Raw genomic sequence first — 20,989 nt, forward strand, 5'->3', positions numbered from 1 at the left:
AAGAATTAGTCCGATTGACCACTGAACCGAAATTATCCCAATTATTTCACTACAACGAAAGGGCGTGTCTTTACAACGCCATTAATCCAAACTTTTTGCAATAGCGTATTTGTTTTCCTGTTTTCGTTAAACTCACCAACAATTTCATCCTCAGTGCCGTCTTTGTATCTAATGAACTGAGTAATTTTATTTCCATTAAAACTCTCAGGGCTAACATCAAAGTACATTTGAAAGATATGCTTGTTATTGGAATTGCGAATTTTAAAAAACTTCGCAACATCTAAATTCCCTCGATAAAGACGAACTTTTGCTCCGTTCTTTAATATTAATATATCTATATTTTCTTCGTTAAGCGCCCCTGGGGTATTAGGATTTAAAAGATCGTAGCCATTTGAGTTCATGATCGATAGGTCTACAGTTGCATCGATTATCGTACAACAGTTCTTCTCTCTACATGATATTTGAATGAGGGCTACAAATAAAATCAGTGCTATCCTTTTCATAAAATTTATAGAAAATCAAGTTAAAATTTAAGCTTTACAAAAACTGGCAAGTGATCAGAATAATAACGTTGATCTTTACTGTCAGACAACGTAGCATGCTTCAACACTTTAAAACCTTTATTTACAAAGATATAATCAATTCTATTCTTCAATTCACTGTTGAAATTAAATGAGTTAAAAGTGCCATTTGGCCCATAATGTGGCTCCAGTGAAATATCCTTTGCATCCGTTAAGAAAGATTTTATAGTAGCAATCGCCTCAGTTTCTGGGGTTACATTTAAATCTCCTGTAAATATAACCGGCAACTTAGGTGCAATTTCCTGAATCTTTTGTTTAATCAATTTTGCAGATTCAATTCTTGCTTGTACACCAACGTGATCGTAGTGGGTATTAAAAACTAGGAATTCCTTTTTATTCGATTTGTCGTACAGCTTAACCCAAGAACAAACCCTGTTCAAAGCAGCGTCCCAACCTTTACTGGGAACATCGGGCGTAGCGGATAACCAAAAAATACCCCCATCCTTTTTTATAAAACGATCTTTATTAAAGTAGATAGCAGAAAACTCGCCTTTACGCTGACCGTCATCTCTGCCAGCACCTACTACGTCGAAATTAGTACCAGCTAATAAATAGTCGAACTGATCCGACAAAGCTTCCTGGACACATAAAATATCGGTATCATAAAATTTAACCAGTGCTTTGACGTTTTCCTTTCTTTTCTCCCAAACATTCGCCCCATCTGTATCATTACTATATCTAATATTATAAGTAATAACATTAAGGGGGTGATTTTTTTGGGCGTAACTAACTTGTCCGACTAAAAAAAGCAATATTAATAAGGCAACTATTTTTTTCATATGAATGCTAAGCTACGTAATCTTGTTTTAATTGACTAATTGAAATCTACCAAGTTTTCATCAGCCATGCTTAAAAAGTAATGATCTGTTATAATAAGATGGTCTAGTACAGGCAATCCTAGCATTTTTCCTGCTTCAATTAATTTCCTGGTAATACTGATATCAGAGCTACTGGCCGTAAGATTTCCCGAAGGATGGTTGTGACCAAGTATGATAGAGGCTGCATTTTGTTCGAGGGCTACTTTAAATATTACTTTTGGATCTACAACAGTCATAGCCTGACCGCCTTTACTAATATGCTGCTTTGCGATAACGCGATGAGATCGGTTAAGTAAAAGAATCCAAAATTCTTCTTGGGTCAAATCTGCCATTTCAGGTCTAAAAAGAGCGTCGGCATCTTTAGAAGAAACTATCTTAAGGAGTTCTTTGCTATTTTCCCTGCCATCTCTTCTTCTTCCAAGCTCTAAGGCAGCTATAATACCCATCGCTTTGACAGCTCCAATTCCCTTAAATTTAGCGAGCTCTTTCACACCCAGTTTTGCGAGTTTATTAAGGTCATTTTCATAATACCGAAGAATACGCTTACTTAAATCGACCACCGACTCATCTCTATTACCAGACCCTATCAAAATAGCAATCAATTCTGCATTTGTTAGGGCTCTCCTGCCTTTCAACATCAATTTTTCACGGGGCCGATCTGCCTCCGCCCAAGTTTTAACTCCTAATTTTTGAGCATCATTTTCCATCCAACTGCTGGTTTAATTATTATTAATAACGGGGATGGATTATTTCTTGCTTAAAGGTAAGGAATTCTAAGACCGATTTGGCGCAAAAAAAAACGGAATAGTAATTAAACTATCCCGTCTATATCTTTAATAAAAAGCGACTATTTTAAACCGTTAACGAATTTCGTTAATTTAGATTTATTGTTTGCAGCTTTATTTTTATGAATAACATTCTTTTTAGCTAAACGATCTAACATAGAAATTACTTTAGGTAATAACTCAGCACCAGTTTTTTTATCTTCAACAGCACGTAATCTTTTGATAAAGGTACGGGTAGTTTTTGCTTGATATCTGTTACGTAGACGTTTTGTCGCGTTTGCTCTAATTCTTTTTAAAGACGATTTATGATTTGCCATTCTTGTTTAGCCTTTTATCTTCTGTGTTTACTAATTTTCGGACTGCAAATATAGAGTTTATGTTTTTAAAATGCAAAATGCTTTTGAAATATTTTTTTTATTATTTTTTCCGACTTCGTAAGTCGACCTAAAAACGTCGACTTACGAAGTCGGATTTTAAAGCCAAACCATCCTCCTAAAAAGAAAAACGCTTAAAATATTTCCTTTAAAAGCCTAAAATGTTATTTTTGAAAAAATACTAGCTTAGTATGTTGTCAAGTAAAACTCCTAATCAATAGTCATTAGCGATCAATTGACTAAGAAACTCTTGCGATTAAAAACAAATCATACCATGAAAAAACGTATCGCCATTTTTGCTTCAGGATCAGGATCAAATGCACAAAAATTAATGGAGCATTTTAGACGCAGCGCAGAAGTAGAGATAGCTCTGGTGTTAACAAACAATGCAGACGCATATGTTTTGCAACGTGCAGACAGCTTTGAGATTCCTTCCCATATTTTCGATAGAGATGAATTTTATCATACCGACAATATTATCGACCTGCTTAAAAATCTAGATATTGATCTAATCGTGCTAGCTGGATTCCTGTGGTTAATCCCTAAGAATTTATTGCAGGAGTATCCAGGAAGGATTATCAATATACATCCTGCAATCTTACCTAAATATGGAGGTAAAGGCATGTATGGAGATTTTGTTCACCTTGCCGTGATGGAAGCCAATGAACCTGAAGGTGGCATCACAATTCATTATGTAGATGAAAATTACGATGAAGGTGAATATATCTATCAAGCAAAATACCGTATTGATAAAAGCGACAACCTGGAAATGATCAAGTTTAAAGGCCAACAACTAGAACATTTGCATTACCCCCGTATAGTAGAGGGCATTATAAAAAAGATCAAGAAATAGTCTTTTCCCTAAACTCAGAAATTCGTAATATTTTTCTACTCGTTTTTCTTTAAAAAATCGTCGTATTTTCTTACCTTTGCGGCTTAAAATAACAGCCCTAATGAGTCAGTCAATAAAGATCAAAAACGCTTTAATTTCAGTTTATTATAAAGATGGATTAGCTCCTCTTGTTCAATATCTTGCACAGCAAGGTGTAACCCTATTTTCTACTGGTGGAACCGAACAGTTTATCAAAGATTTAGGTTTACCTGTTACCGCAGTTGAAGATTTAACCGGATATCCATCTATTTTAGGCGGTCGTGTAAAAACGTTACACCCAAAAGTTTTTGGTGGTATTTTAAACCGTAGAAATTTAAGCGACGATCAAGCTCAAATTGCTCAATATGAAATTCCCGAAATTGATTTGGTTATAGTCGACCTTTATCCATTTGAGGAAACAGTAAAAGCTGGCGGTACGGATGCCGAGATTATCGAAAAAATTGACATTGGCGGTATTTCCTTAATCCGTGCAGCTGCCAAAAACTTTAATGATGTAGTAATTATTGCTTCAAAAGATAGTTATAGTACATTATTAGACCAACTGACGCGTCAAGACGGCACAACTACTTTAGCGCAGCGTAAAGCTTACGCAAAGGAGGCTTTCCATACTTCTTCTCATTATGACACTGCAATCTTTGAATATTTTAATGAAGAAGAGCCGCTCCACGTTTTTAAACAAAGTATAAAACAAGCTCAAACATTGCGTTATGGCGAAAACCCTCATCAACAAGGTACTTTTTATGGCAATTTAGAGGAGATGTTTACCAAGCTAAATGGCAAAGAATTGAGTTATAACAATTTAGTTGATGTTGATGCAGCAGTTAGTCTGATTGATGAATTTACGGAACCTACTTTTGCCATCTTAAAACATACAAATGCTTGTGGCTTAGCTTCAAGACCAACAGTTTTAGAAGCTTGGAAAGACGCATTAGCATGCGATCCGGTTTCGGCCTTTGGCGGTGTTTTAATCACTAATAAAGAAGTCGATTTAGCTACTGCGACAGAAATCAACAATTTGTTTTTCGAAGTGCTTATCGCACCATCTTATCAACCAGAAGCTGTAGAGTTGTTCAAAGCAAAGAAAAACAGAGTTATTTTACAGCGTAATGAGGTTGAATTGAGCAAAAAACAATTTAAAACACTACTGAACGGTGTAATTGAACAGGACAAAGATTTAAGCTTAGAAGCTGCAGATCAAATGACCGTTGTCACAGAAAAAGCGCCGTCTGACGCTGCGATTCAGGACCTGATTTTCGCAAACAAAATTGTAAAACATACCAAATCAAACACCATTGTTTTCGTGAAAGACAACGTTTTAATTGCGAGTGGTGTTGGTCAAACTTCCCGAGTTGATGCCTTGAAACAAGCCATTGTAAAAGCTGATTCATTTGGGTTCAGTTTACAGGAATCGGTAATGGCTTCTGATGCATTCTTCCCTTTCCCTGATTGTGTGGAGTTAGCCGCTGATGCCGGAATTGTTGCTGTATTACAACCTGGAGGCTCAATAAAAGACCAAGATTCAATTGACATGGCCAATCAAAAAGGCATTTCAATGGTTACTACAGGCGTTAGACATTTTAAACATTAAAATTGAATTAGCTCTCTGTTCATTTTGAATAAGATGAATAAACACGAATGCATTTTTTTTTAATTTTAAATACAATAAAAAGGTGTATTTTTACATTGTATAGGTACACTTAATTTTAATACAACAATCATCAATGGGATTATTTAACTGGTTTACGCAAGAAGTGGCTATCGATTTAGGTACTGCGAACACCCTCATCATACATAACGACAAAGTAGTAGTAGACGAACCTTCGATAGTAGCTTTTGACAGGCAGACAAACAAAATCATCGCCATTGGTCGCCAAGCCATGCAAATGGAAGGTAAAACACATGACAACATTAGAACGGTTAGACCATTAAAAGATGGAGTAATTGCTGATTTTAATGCCGCTGAAGCCATGATTAAAGGCATGATTAGAATGCTAAATGGCGGAAAAGGCTGGATGTTTCCCTCGTTGCGAATGGTAATCTGTATTCCTTCTGGCATTACAGAAGTTGAAAAACGTGCGGTAAGAGACAGCGCGGAAATTGCTGGTGCTAAAGAAGTTTATCTTATACATGAGCCAATGGCCGCAGCAGTAGGTATTGGGATCGATGTAGAGGAACCAATGGGAAATATGATCATCGATATAGGTGGTGGAACAACCGAAATTGCTGTTATTGCGCTATCTGGTATTGTTTGTGATCAATCTATTCGCGTTGCGGGCGATAACTTTGATTCAGATATCGTGAATTACATCCGCCGCCAGCACAATATTATGATTGGTGATCGTACCGCAGAAAAAATTAAGATCGAAGTTGGCGCAGCTTTACCTGAGTTAGCTGATCCTCCTGCCGATTTCGCTGTTCAAGGAAGAGATTTAATGACGGGAGTTCCAAAGCAAATCACGGTTTCTTATACAGAAATAGCGCACTGCCTGGATAAATCAATCTCAAAAATTGAAGAAGCAATTCTGAAGGCTTTGGAGATTACTCCACCAGAACTTTCTGCAGATATTTATCAAACCGGTATTTATTTAACCGGTGGTGGAGCTTTATTACGCGGGCTTGATAAACGTGTTGCCGCTAAAACAAAGCTTCCAGTTCATGTTGCTGAAGACCCACTTAGAGCGGTTGTTCGTGGAACAGGGATAGCCTTAAAAAATATAGGCGGTTTTAAATTTTTAATGCAATAATTCAGAGTTGCAGTATGTGAGTTATGGGTTGCAAGCCCAAACTTTCAACGTGCAACCTTCAACTTTCAACTAAGATGCGTAACCTTTGGATTTTCATAAGTAGATATAACGCATTCTTTTTTTTCATCATTTTCTTTACTATTGGTATTTTCCTTTGCATTAAAAATAATGCTTACCAAAGAAGTATTACCTTAAATTCTACCAATTCAGTAGTTGGAAGTTTATACGAACGCTTAAATGTAATTAAACGCTACTTATACCTTGGTCAGGCCAATGATAGTTTGGCACTGGAAAATGCAAAGCTTAGAAGCGAATTGTTGAATATCAAAAACGTAGATAGCAGCAAAATTGTGAATATTAAAGATACTATTTACAACCAACAGTATACGCTCCTATCGGCTAAGGTAATTAAGAACTCTATCACTCACCGTAATAACTACATCACCATTAACAAAGGTAGTAAGGATGGAATAAGTAGAGACATGGCTGTTATTTCTCCTCAAAATGGTGTGGTAGGATTTATTATGGACGTCTCTGCTAATTTTTCAACTATTCGATCCCTGCTCAATAAAGAGACACACATTAGTGTGCTCATCAAAAAAAACAATGCTTTTGGATCCTTGGTATGGGGTGAAGGGAATTTTAACCTCAAAAAGGCCTATGTAAAGGAAATTCCGAATCATTATAAAATCAATTTAAAAGATACCATTATCACTTCAGGAGCTGGGGGTTTCCCGAAAGGAATTGCTGTGGGACGAATTAGTAATACACAAATCAGCACCGGCGATAGCTTTATGACTTTGGAAATCGATCTTTTTAACGATTTTAGTTCCTTGCAATATGTTTACATTATCAAAGATAGGTTAGCGTTAGAACAAAAACTTTTAGAAGCTAAATTACCCAATGAACAGTAAAGTTATTTTTATTAACCTATTTAGATGGATTGTACTTTTATTTGTACAGATTTTCTTACTGCGAAACATTGGTTTCTATAATTTATCTACGCCCTTTCTTTATATCTTATTCATTTTAGTACTTCCATTTAATACACCCAATTTAATCTTATACAGTTTAGCCTTTCTTACAGGCTTAACTGTTGACGCATTTTACGACACCTTAGGCGTTCATACTGCGGGCTGTGTGGCATTAGCTTTTGTGAGAATTTTATTTATATCGGTTAGTTTAAATCGAGAATCGATCGATGAACCTGAACCATCCTTAGGCAATATGGGTTTTAAGTGGTTCTCCCTATATATCATTCTATGTATCCTAATACATCATATTGTGGTATTTTTTCTGGAAGCATTTAAATTAACCGAGTTTAGTTATACTATTGGAAGGACATTATTAAGTGCCGTTTTTACGTTATTTATAATCTTACTAACAGAATTTATCTTTCATAATAGAAAATCGAACTAATGGATCAATTATTTAATAGACGATACATTATTCAAGGCTTATTTATTGTAATTGCACTTATTCTACTAGGTAAATTATTTTACATGCAGGTTGCTAGTGATAAGTATTTTCTAGATGCCAACAATAATGCATTGCGTAAACTGTATGTATATCCTGCGCGTGGAGTGATAGTTGATCGAAACCATAAGATTTTAGCGCAAAACCAGCCCACTTATGATTTGTTGGTAATACCAAACCAAGTGAAAGCTTTTGACACTTTATCCCTCTGCAAAATAATAGGAATTGATACGGTTGAATTTAATGAGAAACTTCGTAAAGCAATTGTGTATTCTCGAGGTCGGGCTTCTATCTTCCAAAAACTCTTATCTATCGAAACCTATGCTTCGCTACAAGAAAAGATGCATAACTATAGTGGTTTTTTTGTTCAAAACAGAACCATTCGTTATTATCCAGATAGCATCGCCGGTCAGTTTTTAGGCTACGTAAAGGAGGTTTCACCCTTTGAAATAGAAAAGCATGATGGTTACTACAAACCTGGGGATGATATTGGCAAAAGTGGAATAGAGAAGTTCTACGAACCATACCTGAGAGGAAAAAAGGGGGTAAAACACGTACTGTACAACAATAAAAACGTAGCTCAAGGCAGTTATGCAGACGGCAAACTAGATTCACTAGCCATTTCTGGCGAACAATTGGTGACAACTATTGATAGCCGTATCCAAAAACTAGGGGAAGAGTTATTAGCCCATAAGGTTGGGAGCTTAGTAGCCATTGAACCAAGTACTGGCGAGATTTTAGCCTTTGTGAGTAGTCCGGGTTATGACCCTAACAAAATGATTGGAAGAGAAACTGGCAATAACTATTCCGAACTTTCCAAAAATCCATACCGGCCGCTAACTGTTAGGCCAATATCTGGCAGATATTCCCCTGGATCGGCTTTCAAGCCCTTAGATGCACTTATTGCTTTGCAAGATGGCGTGATTGACGCCAACTCGACGTTCTTTTGCCCAGGCTACTTTATGTCGGGAAGTCGAAAAGTAAAATGTGAACATGTAGATTTAAATACCAACTTGAGATGGGGATTGTCCCGATCTTGCAACACCTATTTCTTTAACATTTTTGCCAAAATGATGACTAAAAATGGGGTTAAAAATCAGCGAGCCACCTATGAGGAATGGCAAAAAAAAGTACGGAAATTCGGGATTGGAGATACCCTAGGAATAGACTTCCCGGGAGAAAAAGCCTTCAAATTATATAGAAAGGCAGATTATGACCGCATGTATAAAAATCGTTGGAACTATAATACGGTTCTATCCGTAGCCATTGGTCAGGGAGAGATTACCACTACACCGCTGCAAATGGCCAATATAATGGCTATTATAGCTAACAGAGGCTACTACATTAAACCGCATGTTGTAAAAGGAATAGGTAACAATGAATTAATTGATAAAAAATATAAAGAAAAACATTTTGCCGGTGTTGACGCACGGCACTATGATCCCGTGATAGACGGCATGCAAGACGCAGTAAACACATCAACCGGAACGGCAATTGAATCACGCTTACGTAATATCATCATGTGCGGAAAAACGGGAACAGTACAAAACTCCCAGAACGGTGGTAAAAATCACTCAGTATTCATTGGTTTCGCACCCCGCGATAACCCAAAAATTGCCATCGCCGTCATTATTGAAAATGGGGGGTACGGTGGATCTTATGCAGCCCCAATTGCGAGTTTCATTACAGAAAAATATTTAACCGATTCGCTTTCTGGCAGACTCATTAATGGAAGTTCTATCGAAAAATACAAAGCTGATAATTTACTTCCAGCGCTAATAGCCAAGCCTGTTAAACGTGTGGTTAAAGCAGATACCACTAAGAAATCGGATAGTACGAATAACTCATTGCCAATTAAAAGTAAAACGCCCCAAGTTAAGATCAATTCAACCGCAATACTCCCTACTAAGCAAGTTATAAAGCCAAAAAAATGATTCAACAACAAAGCAATCGATTTTTCTTTAATGTAGACTGGATAACGATCCTAATCTACATCGCTTTGTGCATGATTGGGTTTTTAAATATTTTCTCGGTACAATACGATCCTGATAAATCTGCTGCTTTTAGTTTTGCTGCCGAATATGGCAAACAACTTATTTTCATATTCACAGCATTAATTTTAGGCCTATCTATTTTACTATTCGATGCAAAATTCTTCAGTGTCTTTGCTCCCGTGATTTATGGGGTTACCATTATTTTACTCATAGCCGTGTTGGTAATCGGGAAGAACGTTGGTGGAAACCAGGCCTGGATTCAAATTGGCTCTTTTAGTTTGCAACCTTCCGAACTGGCTAAATTTGGTACTGCGTTACTATTGGCGCGCTACATCAGCACGTTTAATATTAAGCTTAATACCCTAAGACCTATCTTAATATCCATGGGCATTATTGGTTTGCCTATGTGCTTAATTATGCTTCAACCAGACGCAGGATCAATGTTGGTCTTTCTTTCATTTATGTTCCCCCTATACCGGGAAGGTTTACCAGGAAACTTACTTATCATATTTTGGGGAATGGTATTGCTATTTATACTCAATTTATTTTTGAGCTCCTTTTTGCTTATATCAATTATCTTATTAATAGGTGGCCTCTTCGCGTACAACAACCGTAAAAGGAAACAAAAAATAATTAGCATCAGCATCATTACTTTACTAGCAATCGGTTACCTATTTGTTGCAAAATATATATTCTATAATATATTAAAGCCTCACCAACAAACACGTATCGAGTTAATCTTAGGATTAAAATCCGATAATAAAGGGGCGGGCTATAATGTAATTCAATCTAAAATCGCCATTGGCGCTGGACAAGTTACCGGCAGAGGATTTTTACAAGGAACCCAAACCAAATATGATTATGTACCAGCCCAAAGCACTGATTTTATCTTTTCCACCGTGGGCGAGGAATGGGGATTTGTTGGATGTTTTGCAGTAATTGCCCTCTTTATCTTTTTATTATTAAGGATTATTAATATGGCCGAGCGACAACGTTCTGTATTTTCCAGAGTATATGGTTACGCTATTGCCTGCATTATTTTCTTCCACGTATTTATCAATATTGGAATGACAATAGGAGTAATGCCTGTTATTGGCATTCCCTTACCTTTCATAAGCTATGGAGGCTCATCACTCTGGAGTTTTACAATCTTGCTGTTTATTTTCTTAAAACTCGATTCGAATAGAATGGGCTTTATTTAAAAGTTCTTTCTTTTTTAGCTATTTAAACCTTTGATTCAAAAGCGCATAAAACTTATCGACAGTAGCTTGCTTCTCGGCCCAGTTGTTTTTAACGGCATAATTTTTCTTGAAAAAATTATCTGCAGCTTCAAAATTAGGAAGCCTATTGGCTAAATCAATCGCTTCGGCATAAGCCAGGTTGTAACCATTGAAAAGATCTTTAATGTATAGCAGTTTATCATTCAAGTTAATACCTTGTTTCAAATCACTTATTGAATTTGCTCCATTTTGGTTATTTAAACTTTTGTCAGTCCTTGCAGCAAGTAATTCGTTCAATGTAGGTTTATAACCGGGGTCTTCAACGGCCGCTTGAGTTTTGTTAATCGCCGGTTCGATCGCTTCCTTCAACTCCAAATCTGCTTCTTGGATTGGGAATTCTTCTTCCTCAATTAGTTGTGAAACTAAAAAAGGCTCTGGTCCTATTTCATCATCATCCGTCTCGATAGGTACTGAATTCAATTTTCCTTTTTGCGCCAGTATATTTTCTTCTTCCTCACTTAAAGGGCGGTTAAATAATTCATCAATAGGCTTCTGTTCGAAATCAAATTTTTCATCCGCTACATTCTCGTGCTCAGAATGCTCATTTAAGATAAATTCGAAAGTAGAGGGCTCATTGTCAATTTTAAAAATCTCCTCTTCAATTACCTTAACATCAATGAGTTCTTCTTCCTTAACCCCAATGGTATCGCTATTAGATTCTTCTGCAAATGCTATTGTTTCAACTTGTTCCTCCTGCAATGGTTCACGATAATATTCAGATTCCAACTCCTCAGTTCTATCAATAGTTGAATTGGTGGCTTTTACCTCATTTACTTCTTCGCTAGCCTGTATTTCAAGTGGCTGCCCACTCTTACTTACTTTAATAAGAATTTGAGCATGATTTGCTAAAAAATCAGCATTTGCGTGAAAAAGTGCTAATTCCAATTCATTTAGCTGTTGTGGGTTCTGAGCTAAAAATTCATATTGACTATTTAACTCATTTAAAATCACTCCAATTTTCTTAAAAAGGTCTTCTTGGTTCATCATAGCAATTAAACGAAAAAATTTATTGTTTATGTTAACAGTGAACCCAAAAGTAATATAAAAATCTGTTATTACGTGGTGTTTAAAGAGAATTTTAGCTAATTTTGGAGATGTTATTTAGCGAACAAAACTTTAGAAGAGGTGAATTTTGTGGAAGCATTGAAGTTATCTGTGGTTCGATGTTTTCTGGTAAAACAGAAGAGTTAATCAGGCGACTAAAACGCGCACAAATCGCTAAACTAAATGTTGAAATCTTTAAGCCTAAAACAGATACGCGATATGATGAAAATGCGGTGGTATCGCATGATTTAAATTCCATACAATCGACCCCGGTTGCCCATTCTTCCTCAATTTTATTATTAGGCACAAACACTCAAGTGGTAGGTATCGATGAGGCGCAATTTTTTGATGACAACTTACCGGATGTATGCAATAAATTAGCTCTTAAGGGAATTCGCGTAATTATAGCAGGTTTAGATATGGATTTTCAAGGTAAACCATTTGGTCCGATGCCAGCGCTCTTGGCTATCGCTGAGCACGTAACCAAAGTTAACGCTGTATGTATGCAATGTGGTAGCCCAGCTGTTTATTCTTATCGCACCGCTGCAAACGATGCGAAGATTTTATTAGGAGAAAAAGATAGTTATGAGCCTCGTTGCAGAGCTTGCTATAACGCCTTAGGATAATTCAGTTCCAATAACCAGTTCATCCCACTATTTTACCACCATCATTTTTAAAGCTTTCTGATAGCCGCCCGCACTAAGCTGGTAAAAATACACTCCCGCCGGTAACTTATTTAAATTAACCGGAACATGATAACTTCCAGCATTTAAGGTTTCATTTATGAGCGTTTGAACTACTCTGCCAAGCACATTCGTTAAGGTTAATTTTGTAGCGGATCTTTCGGCAATGCTAAACGGTATAGTTGTAAAATCCTTCGCTGGATTTGGATAATTCTGCTTCAATAAGAACGCTGTTGCGTCTCCGGGCTGGGGGTCTGTGGGTTTATTTTGAATAGTTTCATACTTTGTTTGCGCCGCATTACCACTGTTCAATAGGTCGCTTAAATTATCTCCGCTAATAAAAGCATAGGCAACGGTTATAGTTCCATTTGCCGGTATGCTATATGGGCCGCTTCCTATCGTATACATAATATCATAACCATTACCTGTAGTTCCTAAACTTGTTGATTTTATACCTGAACTCAAAGCCTGGTATTTCTCGGCTGTCGTAAATTTATTATCCGCCAATGGATCACCAACTAACTGATACGACATTGGATAATAGGCAGCAGGCGCTGAATTTGTCAATAATCGAACTCCAGCATAAGGATAATCGACATTTTCTCTTGCAAAGGCATAAGCAGTTTTAGTTGCAGCGTCATATCGAGTAGCGTTGGCTGATGATTCATCTAAATCCCAATCGGTAAACATGCCTGTATATACACCTTGTAGCGTTGTAGAAGAAGTATTGGTGATATCGTAATTTACAATTACATATTTATCATCCGGAGCTGTCGCATAAGCAAACATCTTTGACTTAACTTTTAACCCTATCGGATTACTAGCGCCTTCATCCGTGAATGTAGCAACCCACTCAAAGGCTGCTTGAGAACCACTTACTTTTGCTGCGCTAATAAGCTTAACAAAATCTTCACTAGAATTCCCCTCACTCCTAGCGTTATTCGAAACCTGTGTGGGCGAATTACCAATCATTAATGCTGCTTCAAAAAGCATGGGCTCATCTCTATAAATAAATCCCAGGCCACCCGTAGCATCGGCCTTGCTAAAACCAACCCTACCATTTGAGGTAAAGGTAGTGCTCGTTTTATTAACAGTTACATTTAAATAATCCAAAGCTACCGTGATAGTATAAAATTCAGTATCAAGGTAACTGCCTCCATTTCCCGAGTAGTTTATTTTAAAAGTTACTTCTTGATTTTGCGGAGTATTTGCCAAAATCTTAACAGCCACAGGGCCAATATTTGTTTTTGTTTCTAGTGTTCCCATACTACCCACTAAAATACTGGAATTTAAGATCTGTACATATGGACTGGTACTCGATATATCGACCGTCAGGCCTGCAACCGGAGTTAAAAAACTCTTTAAATCTAAGCTTAAAGTTAACTCACTTCCCGCCGTGCGGCTGCCATTACTTTGGTCGGCAATAGCTATTTGTTGGTAGCGTACGGAGGAAGTTGGTTGGGTTAATGCTTTGTAAACATTTAATCTTCCTTTGCCCATTTTGTTGGCATGCATTGGATTTAAAGCATCTATTGGATCGGCTGTGGTACGCAGCACCTCTCCTATTTGCAAACCGTTGTAATTTGGATACTTCACCTTTACCAATGCCGCAGCACTTGCAACCATAGGTGTGGCCATCGAAGTACCGCTTAAAGACCCATATTTATTGTCATTACGCGTATTAAAAATTGAAGTACCAGGTGCAGAAATATCAACTGAATATCCATAAGTAGAAAAACCCGACTTAACATCGGCATTGGTAACCGAAGCTACCGATAATACGCCCTTATACGCCGCAGGGTAACTAGGTTCTTCATCAGACTCATTTCCGGCCGCAGCGATAATCAAACTCCCTTTAGCAACGGCATAGTCCACCATTTCTTGCCCGAATTGTCCTCCCCCCGGACCACCCCAGGAACAATTAATTATTTTCGCACCATGATCAGCAGCATACTTTATTCCTTCATACCCTTTGTAAATACTTCTGCCGTTGTTATCAGCACCAGTTTTAATAATCATTAACTTAGCATTAAAAGCAATACTTGCAACACCCCTACCATTATCGCTAACAGCGCTGGCAATACCACTAACATGTACGCCGTGATCTGTAGTATCGCTAGTTACATCTGGATTGTTATCCGGAATCATGGTCGAAGCGGAATTTCCAACAAAATCCCATCCGCTATAATTATCTATGTAGCCATCATTGTCATCATCTATTCCATTTACTGGGTCAGCAGTATTTAAATAAATATTTGCCGCTAAATCTTCGTGTTGCAAATCGGATCCAGAATCTACAATGGCTAGAATAACCGAGCTTGCGTCGCGTAAAACGTCCCAAGCCTGCGGGGCTTGTACCTTTGTTAAATAACTTTGATTAGTATAATTAGGGTCGTTAGGAACATAAGATGTTTTATAAATATAACTTGGCTCGGCATATAAGATCTGTTCATCCTTTAGCAACGCATTTATGACATCTGTAATACTTTGGCCACCTTCATATTGCGCAACGTATAAATCGCTCAAATCGGGTAAAGGACTTTGGGCAAGTGATTGAGTACCCACTGATTTTAAGTTACTGGGAAATAATTTTTTCAAACTGACAATAGAAACGCCCTTAGCATTAAGTTGGATTTTTGCAACAGAAGCAATACTATTTACTTGCTTGCTACTTGACTTTTTAAACTTGACTATAAGCGTATTAGGAAGATAATCTTTTGAAGTTACGCCCTTAGGTAATACGAATCTACCCACCTTAACGAGCGAATTAGGGTCATCTTGCTTAAAAGCAAGGATGATAAATAGGCAAAGTAAAATGGGGTAGAGTTTATTCATTCAGTATTTGTAGGTAGCACTTACGAATATATTGAGAATCAATGTGTAATCCAAGAACATTTCACTGTCGCATATACCCCCTATAATTGTCTCTTTTCACCTGAATTGTTCGCTAAAAAAAGCTGAATTTTATTTAATCTTTTATCGCTGTCAATTGTTAATAATTGCGATGTAAATTAAAGCAATCAAATTTTATAACCTTTAACCTATCAATATGGACTTTAACATTGAAATCAATGCATCACGAGAAAAAGTATGGGATGTACTTTTTGGAGAAAAAACTTATCCAATATGGACCACTGCCTTTAGTGAAGGATCCAAAGTAGAAACGGACTGGAAAAAAGGGAGTAAGGCGCTGTTTTTAGATTCAAGCAATCGGGGAATGGTTTCCAGAATTGCCGACAATGTACCGAACGAGTACATGTCTATCGAACATTTAGGAATGTACGATAATGGTGTGGAAGATTACGAAAGCGAACAGGTAAAAATGTGGGCTGGCGCTAAAGAAAACTATACGCTCACCGATTTAGGAGGTAAAACCAATTTACACATCTTTATGGAAATGGATGAGTCGGAACAAAACAAACAAATGATCGATATGTTCGCAGAGATGTGGCCCAAAGCCCTAGCTAAAGTTAAGGAGCTTGCCGAATCGACGGAAGAAATTATCCCACCCGTAGTGGTTTAAAAATGTATTGACTTACGAAGTTAACAGACCAAGCGCAAAACAAACTTCGTAAGTCTTTTAACTTATAACTAGGGGTAAATTATCCCAATTTACTTCCTGTATTAATCACTTTTACACCGTTGAAACGAGTAGTTGCACTTCCATGTGATACGGCACTTACTTGACTAGGCTGGCCTTTCCCATCAGAGAACGTTCCACCCAAACGGTAATCGTTTTTTCCGCAGCGTTTGGCACATGCATTCCAAAATTCTTGCGTATTTGACTGATAGGCAGCATCTTTGAACATCCCTATAATTTTTCCATCCTTAACTTCGTAGGCTAATTGCGCGCTAAATTGAAAATTATAGCGCTGCTGATCTATCGAATAAGAATTACGACCGAACATATAGATACCTTTTTCTACATCCTTAACCATTTCTGCCGCTGTTAGCGAAGTGTTATCTGGGGCCAACGACACATTAGGCATCCGTTGAAACTGAATGCTGTCCCAACTGTCAGCATAACAGCAACCTTGAGATTCTTTTAACCCCAAAATATGCGCCTGGTCTCTAATAGTTTGATAATTCACCAAAATTCCTTTTTTAATGATATCCCAGCTCCCACACTTAACACCTTCATCATCATAACCAACTGCACCCAGTGAACCAACTTCTAATTTATCGGCAATAACGTCGACCTGATCACTACCAAAGTTAAATTTCTTACTCTCCCACTTGTCGAGCGTTAAAAAACTTGTCCCAGCATAATTAGCTTCATAACCAAGCACGCGATCTAACTCTGTTGGGTGTCCTACCGATTCGTGAATGGTTAAGAAAAGGTGTGATGGATCTAATATTAAATCATATTTGCCAGCAGGAACAGGTTTAGCTTTTAATTTTTCGCTCACATGACGAGTGGCTTCTTTAACGTCTTCGAACATGTCATACCGCTTTTTATACATGGTAACCGGGCCGCCCTTTATTTTTTCTTCCTCTTTAGGCGTCAAATATTCAAAACCCATTCCCATAGGGGAACTCAAAGCATTGCGAGTTTCAAATTTCCCACTAGTAGCATCAATTTTTGTTACCGTAAAGTTCGGCCATATCCGATGAATATCTTGATCAATATACGATCCTTCTGTAGAAGCAAAATATTTTTGTTCATTGACCATGAACAAGTTTGAGCTAACATATTTAGCCCCACCTTTTAGCGCCTCACTATTTACATTTAATAACAATTCTACTTTCTGCGGTATTGGCACTGTAAATGCGTTCACTTCCAACGGTGTTTTCCAACTTACCTCTCCATAACCTTTTTGCGGAGCAAGCTGCACTGGCTCACTCATTAATTTAGAATTTCCTTTTGCAATGGCAACCGCTAATTCTGCTGCTTTGGCAATACTGGCATTATCCAGATTGTTAGTAGCTGCAAAACCCCATGACCCATTTGCCAATACCCTCACGCCTAACCCAAAAGATTCACCATTGGCTACATTCTCTACTCTGGCATCTCTAGTAGCTACTACCTGATTTAAGTATCTTCCAATCCGCACATCGGCATAAGTGGCTCCTTTAGATTTGGCTGCATTTAAAGCTATATCTGCCATTTGTTTCTTCAGCTTTACATCCACTGGAATTAAAGCCTCTTCAACTGAAATTGTCCTTCCAAAAGTATTTAAACTAGGTAGCATGGCAGCGCCTGCACCTAAACTCGTCAGGTATAAAAAATCTCTTCTTCTCATTTTTTTTATTTCGAATTCGTGTTATTCCGACTTCGTAAGTCGGGGTAAGACACCCCGACTTACGAAGTCGGCAATTCGTCGGCAATTCCTAAATCGCGTCAGATAGTGACGAAAAAGTAAAGTCTTTAATTTTCATGGGAGGAATCATTCCGCTACCTGTTCTAACTGGTTTGCCAAGTGCCTCAACATTGTTTAACATAATTACCGGGCTTTCATTGAACCTGAAGTTTTTGATTGGGAATTTGATTTCACCATTTTCAATGTAGAAAGTACCGTCACGTGTAAGACCTGTTAATAATAAGGTTTGAGGATCTACTGAACGTATATACCAAAACCGAGTAACCAAAATTCCTTTTTCCGTACTTTTAATTAAATCTTGTAAAGATTGTGTTCCCCCTTCAATCACCATACTTCGTGCAAATGGTAAAGGCTCTACACCTTTTTTCGCTGCCCAAAATCTAGAGTATGCTAAATTTTTAACCACTCCATTTTTTACCCAATCGGTTCTTTTAAGTGCCAAACCATCGCCATTCCAGGTAGCTGAGGGTAGCTCTGGATTCATCGGGTCTGAATAAATATTCACATTTTCAGAAAATAATTGCTCACCTAGACGCGTGCCTCCACCTTTCTTACTCATGAAACTTCTCCCTTCATCAGCACTTCTGGCATCGAAACCTCTAAACATACTCCCTAAAATGTCACTCGCTGCCAAAGGCTCTAGGATAACAGTGTACTTTCCTGGTTCAATCGCTTTGGCACCCGCCGACCCTGTTGCCTTGCTCGCAGCAATTTTGCTTAAAGCAAGCACGTCCATTTTACTTAAATCATTAAAATCTTGTTCAACATAGCCAGAACCAGTACCTTCTTTATTTCTAATCGTAACAGAAAATGAGACACTGGTAGATTTATTATAGGCAAACAATCCTTTAGAATTCATAACCGAATTGAAACGGGTAGAATTTTCTAAGAAACCTGCAGCATCTAAATTAGCCGCCTTAGCCACATTTAAGCTCTTACCAACCATTTCTGCCCTAGTATCGGGAGTCATCGCCGCAGTATGCTCATTAAAAGTTTTTGATTCTTGAAAATTCTGAGTCCCTAATAAAGGCATAAACTCTGGATTCTCTGGTGCAAGCTTAGCTAATTCTTCTGCTCTACTTACTACTTTCTTAAGCGAGCTATCATCAAATTCATTGATAGATGCACTACCTGTTTTTTTACCGAAAGTGGAATTTACGGATAAACTCATTACATCAATTTGTCCCGCTGTAGACACCGCGTTACGCGCATAACGGATGTTACCTCCATTGGATCCGTTTAAACTCACCTCGCATGAGTCTGCCTTAGAAAAACTGAGTACTTTTTTTAATATTGTCTGGGCTTCTTCTTTACTTAATATGGCCATAATTATATTTTTCTAGCTGTATTTATAACATTAACTCCTTTAAACCTCGTCGTAGAACTACCGTGAGACACGGCACTGCTTTGACCGGGCTGACCTTTGCCATCGTTAAATGAGCCTCCTAGGCGATAGTCACTTTCATCGCAAATTGCCGAACAAGAGTTCCAAAATTCTTGAGTATTCGATTGGTAAGCCACGTCGTTAAGCATTCCAACAATTTTGCCTTCTTTTACCTCATAGTATAGTTGTCCCCCGAACTGGAAGTTGTAACGCTGCTGATCTATCGAATAACTGCCATCGCCAATAATGTAAATCCCCTTTTCTACATCTTTAATCATATCCGCTACACTTAGTTTCGATTTGCCAGGCTCTAAAGAAACATTTGGCATCCTTTGGAACTGTACATCATCCCAGCCCTGTGCATAACAACAACCTTGCGATTCCGTTAATCCGATAATATGGGCCTGATCTCTAATGGTCTGATAGTTTACCAATACCCCATCTTTAATGAGATTCCACTTTTTACACTTTACTCCTTCATCGTCATAGCCAACCGCACCGAGCGAACCTACCTGGGTTTTATCGGCAATAATATTTACCTTATCGCTACCAAACTTAAAGTTTTTCGATTGCCACTTATCTAAAGTTAAGAAACTTGTACCTGCATAGTTGGCTTCATAGCCTAATACACGATCTAATTCTGTTGGGTGGCCGACAGATTCGTGGATGGTTAGCCACAAATGTGACGGATCCAAGATTAGATCATATTTACCGGCTTCAACTGATTTCGCAGTAATCTTCTCTTTAGCAACGCGGGTTGCCTGTTTAACATCTTCCAATATATCATACCTTCCCTTGTAACGCGTAACTACCCCACTAATTTTATCTTCAGGTCGTGCATTCATATATTCGTAGCCCATACCCATTGGCGAACTTAATGCGGATTGAGTTTTGAACTTACCAGAAGCTCTGTCGATAACAGTCACTCCAAACGAAGGGTAAATACGGTGAATATCTTGATCGATATAAGATCCGTCTGTTGAGGCGAAGTATTTTTGCTCATTTACTGCAAACAAAGCTGCATTTACAAAACTTGCACCATTTTGCATGGCAATGTCGTTCACATTCAATAAGAGATCAACTTTCTCTTGAATGGGAACTTCAAAAGCATTGATTGCTAAGGGGGTTTTCCAATTCACTTCTCCAAAACCTTTTTGAGGGGCCAATTGTACGGGCTCACCTTGTATTTTTGCATTAGCTTTTGCAACGGCAACAGCTTCTTGTGCAGTTTTTGCAATAGATTCTTTAGTTACCGCATTGGTTGCCGCAAAACCCCAACATCCGTTAGCAATAACTCTAATTCCAACTCCAAAAGATTCGGTATTGGCAACACCCTGCACACGTTTATCCCGCGTAGAAACAAATTGATTCAAATAGCGGCCAATACGCACATCGGTATAGGTGGCCCCTTTAGCCTTTGCTGCATTTAACGCAACATCTGCCAGTTCCTTTTTAATTTTAACATCTATCTTATCCAGCGCTTGTAAAGGGTCTATTGAATTGCCATAAGCAGATAAATCCGACAACAGCATCGCCCCCATTCCCATTCCAGACAAATAGAGAAAGTCTTTTCTTTTCAAAACGGTTTAGTTTAATGGTTCAAAAAGTAAGAT

18 protein-coding genes are annotated in these 20,989 nt (G+C 37.9%); 9 read left to right on the forward strand and 9 right to left on the reverse strand.

What is annotated here, in order from left to right; translation table 11 throughout:
* Nucleotides 1-41: 41 nt before the first annotated feature.
* From BM207_RS11715 to rpsT, 4 genes are all read right to left on the reverse strand, one after another.
* A complete protein-coding gene (locus BM207_RS11715; protein ID WP_090994210.1) occupies nucleotides 42-503 on the reverse strand; it encodes a hypothetical protein in 462 nt (153 codons plus the stop codon).
* Between the two features lie 20 nt (nucleotides 504-523).
* The gene (locus tag BM207_RS11720) at nucleotides 524-1,360 is read right to left on the reverse strand and encodes an endonuclease/exonuclease/phosphatase family protein (protein WP_090994212.1); all 837 of its coding nucleotides are present in this window, start codon (nucleotides 1,358-1,360) and stop codon (nucleotides 524-526) included.
* Between the two features lie 35 nt (nucleotides 1,361-1,395).
* Nucleotides 1,396-2,106: a RadC family protein gene (gene radC, locus BM207_RS11725; RefSeq protein ID WP_090994213.1), complete on the reverse strand. Its 711-nt coding sequence runs from the start codon at nucleotides 2,104-2,106 to the stop codon at nucleotides 1,396-1,398.
* A gap of 140 nt (nucleotides 2,107-2,246) precedes the next feature.
* The gene (gene rpsT / locus BM207_RS11730; RefSeq protein ID WP_090994215.1) at nucleotides 2,247-2,501 is read right to left on the reverse strand and encodes a 30S ribosomal protein S20; all 255 of its coding nucleotides are present in this window, start codon (nucleotides 2,499-2,501) and stop codon (nucleotides 2,247-2,249) included.
* 331 nt (nucleotides 2,502-2,832) lie between these two features.
* Here rpsT and purN point away from each other — a divergent pair, with 331 nt between their 5' ends.
* From purN to rodA, 7 genes are all read left to right on the forward strand, one after another.
* Nucleotides 2,833-3,411 carry a phosphoribosylglycinamide formyltransferase gene (gene purN / locus BM207_RS11735; protein WP_090994217.1) on the forward strand — a complete coding sequence of 193 codons (579 nt, stop codon included), beginning with the start codon at nucleotides 2,833-2,835 and terminating at the stop codon, nucleotides 3,409-3,411.
* 100 nt (nucleotides 3,412-3,511) lie between these two features.
* On the forward strand, nucleotides 3,512-5,038 hold the full coding sequence (gene purH, locus BM207_RS11740; RefSeq protein WP_090994219.1) for a bifunctional phosphoribosylaminoimidazolecarboxamide formyltransferase/IMP cyclohydrolase: 1,527 nt from the start codon (nucleotides 3,512-3,514) through the stop codon (nucleotides 5,036-5,038).
* 133 nt (nucleotides 5,039-5,171) lie between these two features.
* Nucleotides 5,172-6,194, forward strand: coding sequence for a rod shape-determining protein (locus tag BM207_RS11745; RefSeq protein WP_012780976.1), 1,023 nt, complete (start codon nucleotides 5,172-5,174; stop codon nucleotides 6,192-6,194).
* 74 nt (nucleotides 6,195-6,268) lie between these two features.
* A complete protein-coding gene (mreC, locus tag BM207_RS11750; RefSeq protein ID WP_090994430.1) occupies nucleotides 6,269-7,108 on the forward strand; it encodes a rod shape-determining protein MreC in 840 nt (279 codons plus the stop codon).
* Nucleotides 7,098-7,613, forward strand: a complete 516-nt coding sequence (locus tag BM207_RS11755) for a rod shape-determining protein MreD (RefSeq protein ID WP_090994220.1) — start codon at nucleotides 7,098-7,100, stop codon at nucleotides 7,611-7,613. Before mreC ends, BM207_RS11755 begins: the two co-directional genes overlap by 11 nt.
* Nucleotides 7,613-9,604, forward strand: coding sequence for a penicillin-binding protein 2 (gene mrdA / locus BM207_RS11760; protein ID WP_090994222.1), 1,992 nt, complete (start codon nucleotides 7,613-7,615; stop codon nucleotides 9,602-9,604). The genes BM207_RS11755 and mrdA overlap by 1 nt, the downstream gene beginning before the upstream one ends.
* Entirely contained in the window at nucleotides 9,601-10,866 is a 1,266-nt protein-coding gene (gene rodA / locus BM207_RS11765) for a rod shape-determining protein RodA (RefSeq protein ID WP_090994225.1), read from the forward strand. Before mrdA ends, rodA begins: the two co-directional genes overlap by 4 nt.
* Nucleotides 10,867-10,884: 18 nt before the next feature.
* Here rodA and BM207_RS11770 read toward each other — a convergent pair whose 3' ends face one another.
* A complete protein-coding gene (locus BM207_RS11770) occupies nucleotides 10,885-11,931 on the reverse strand; it encodes a hypothetical protein (protein WP_143095949.1) in 1,047 nt (348 codons plus the stop codon).
* A gap of 107 nt (nucleotides 11,932-12,038) precedes the next feature.
* Between BM207_RS11770 and BM207_RS11775 the strand changes: the two genes are divergently transcribed.
* Nucleotides 12,039-12,614, forward strand: coding sequence for a thymidine kinase (locus BM207_RS11775; RefSeq protein WP_090994228.1), 576 nt, complete (start codon nucleotides 12,039-12,041; stop codon nucleotides 12,612-12,614).
* 27 nt (nucleotides 12,615-12,641) lie between these two features.
* On the opposite strand, the gene BM207_RS11780 is transcribed toward BM207_RS11775, so the two are convergent.
* Complete coding sequence (locus tag BM207_RS11780; protein WP_090994229.1) at nucleotides 12,642-15,506, reverse strand: S8 family serine peptidase; 2,865 nt, start codon at nucleotides 15,504-15,506, stop codon at nucleotides 12,642-12,644.
* A gap of 214 nt (nucleotides 15,507-15,720) precedes the next feature.
* Here BM207_RS11780 and BM207_RS11785 point away from each other — a divergent pair, with 214 nt between their 5' ends.
* Nucleotides 15,721-16,194: an SRPBCC domain-containing protein gene (locus tag BM207_RS11785; RefSeq protein ID WP_090994231.1), complete on the forward strand. Its 474-nt coding sequence runs from the start codon at nucleotides 15,721-15,723 to the stop codon at nucleotides 16,192-16,194.
* Nucleotides 16,195-16,273: 79 nt separating this feature from the next.
* On the opposite strand, the gene BM207_RS11790 is transcribed toward BM207_RS11785, so the two are convergent.
* From BM207_RS11790 to BM207_RS11800, 3 genes are all read right to left on the reverse strand, one after another.
* On the reverse strand, nucleotides 16,274-17,914 hold the full coding sequence (locus BM207_RS11790; protein ID WP_090994233.1) for a TldD/PmbA family protein: 1,641 nt from the start codon (nucleotides 17,912-17,914) through the stop codon (nucleotides 16,274-16,276).
* 88 nt (nucleotides 17,915-18,002) lie between these two features.
* Nucleotides 18,003-19,319: a TldD/PmbA family protein gene (locus BM207_RS11795; protein ID WP_090994234.1), complete on the reverse strand. Its 1,317-nt coding sequence runs from the start codon at nucleotides 19,317-19,319 to the stop codon at nucleotides 18,003-18,005.
* A 2-nt stretch (nucleotides 19,320-19,321) separates the two neighbouring features.
* Nucleotides 19,322-20,956: a TldD/PmbA family protein gene (locus tag BM207_RS11800; RefSeq protein WP_218155047.1), complete on the reverse strand. Its 1,635-nt coding sequence runs from the start codon at nucleotides 20,954-20,956 to the stop codon at nucleotides 19,322-19,324.
* Nucleotides 20,957-20,989 lie beyond the last annotated feature (33 nt).

This window comes from Pedobacter insulae (genome assembly GCF_900113525.1).
Taxonomy (GTDB): Bacteria; Bacteroidota; Bacteroidia; order Sphingobacteriales; family Sphingobacteriaceae; genus Pedobacter; species Pedobacter insulae.

Bases quoted from the DNA above. Each gene is read 5' to 3' on its own strand.
- BM207_RS11715 (WP_090994210.1), bottom strand. From the start codon at position 503: ATGAAAAGGATAGCACTGATTTTATTTGTAGCCCTCATTCAAATATCA.
- BM207_RS11720 (WP_090994212.1), bottom strand. From the start codon at position 1,360: ATGAAAAAAATAGTTGCCTTATTAATATTGCTTTTTTTAGTCGGACAA.
- radC (WP_090994213.1), bottom strand. From the start codon at position 2,106: ATGGAAAATGATGCTCAAAAATTAGGAGTTAAAACTTGGGCGGAGGCA.
- rpsT (WP_090994215.1), bottom strand. From the start codon at position 2,501: ATGGCAAATCATAAATCGTCTTTAAAAAGAATTAGAGCAAACGCGACA.
- purN (WP_090994217.1), top strand. From the start codon at position 2,833: ATGAAAAAACGTATCGCCATTTTTGCTTCAGGATCAGGATCAAATGCA.
- purH (WP_090994219.1), top strand. From the start codon at position 3,512: ATGAGTCAGTCAATAAAGATCAAAAACGCTTTAATTTCAGTTTATTAT.
- BM207_RS11745 (WP_012780976.1), top strand. From the start codon at position 5,172: ATGGGATTATTTAACTGGTTTACGCAAGAAGTGGCTATCGATTTAGGT.
- mreC (WP_090994430.1), top strand. From the start codon at position 6,269: ATGCGTAACCTTTGGATTTTCATAAGTAGATATAACGCATTCTTTTTT.
- BM207_RS11755 (WP_090994220.1), top strand. From the start codon at position 7,098: ATGAACAGTAAAGTTATTTTTATTAACCTATTTAGATGGATTGTACTT.
- mrdA (WP_090994222.1), top strand. From the start codon at position 7,613: ATGGATCAATTATTTAATAGACGATACATTATTCAAGGCTTATTTATT.
- rodA (WP_090994225.1), top strand. From the start codon at position 9,601: ATGATTCAACAACAAAGCAATCGATTTTTCTTTAATGTAGACTGGATA.
- BM207_RS11770 (WP_143095949.1), bottom strand. From the start codon at position 11,931: ATGATGAACCAAGAAGACCTTTTTAAGAAAATTGGAGTGATTTTAAAT.
- BM207_RS11775 (WP_090994228.1), top strand. From the start codon at position 12,039: ATGTTATTTAGCGAACAAAACTTTAGAAGAGGTGAATTTTGTGGAAGC.
- BM207_RS11780 (WP_090994229.1), bottom strand. From the start codon at position 15,506: ATGAATAAACTCTACCCCATTTTACTTTGCCTATTTATCATCCTTGCT.
- BM207_RS11785 (WP_090994231.1), top strand. From the start codon at position 15,721: ATGGACTTTAACATTGAAATCAATGCATCACGAGAAAAAGTATGGGAT.
- BM207_RS11790 (WP_090994233.1), bottom strand. From the start codon at position 17,914: ATGAGAAGAAGAGATTTTTTATACCTGACGAGTTTAGGTGCAGGCGCT.
- BM207_RS11795 (WP_090994234.1), bottom strand. From the start codon at position 19,319: ATGGCCATATTAAGTAAAGAAGAAGCCCAGACAATATTAAAAAAAGTA.